Annotated in this window: 1 protein-coding gene; it reads left to right on the forward strand. The window is 70.2% G+C overall.

Going from position 1 to position 272, the window contains the following annotated elements:
- A partial coding sequence (locus ACLJNW_RS25190; RefSeq protein ID WP_410961356.1) for an acyclic terpene utilization AtuA family protein occupies positions 1-272 on the forward strand: 272 nt, incomplete at both ends.

Below are 272 nucleotides of genomic sequence, written 5' to 3' on the forward strand. Positions count from 1 at the left end.
CGTCGAGGCCCTGCGCCAGGGCGCGGACATCGTGATCACCGGCCGGGTGGTCGACAGCGCGGTGGTCAGCGCCGCCCTGGTGCACGAGTTCGGCTGGGCCTGGGACGACTACGACAGACAGGCCCAGGCCGCCCTCGCCGGGCACATCGTCGAATGCGGCGCGCAATGCACCGGCGGCAATTTCACCGACTGGGAGCAGGTGCCGGACTACGAGCACATCGGCTTCCCCATCGTCGAGGTCGAGGCCGACGGGCGCTTCGTGGTGACCAAGG

This window comes from Salmonella sp. SAL4457 (assembly GCF_046548235.1).
GTDB classification, from domain to species: Bacteria; Pseudomonadota; Gammaproteobacteria; order Enterobacterales; family Enterobacteriaceae; genus Salmonella; species Salmonella enterica.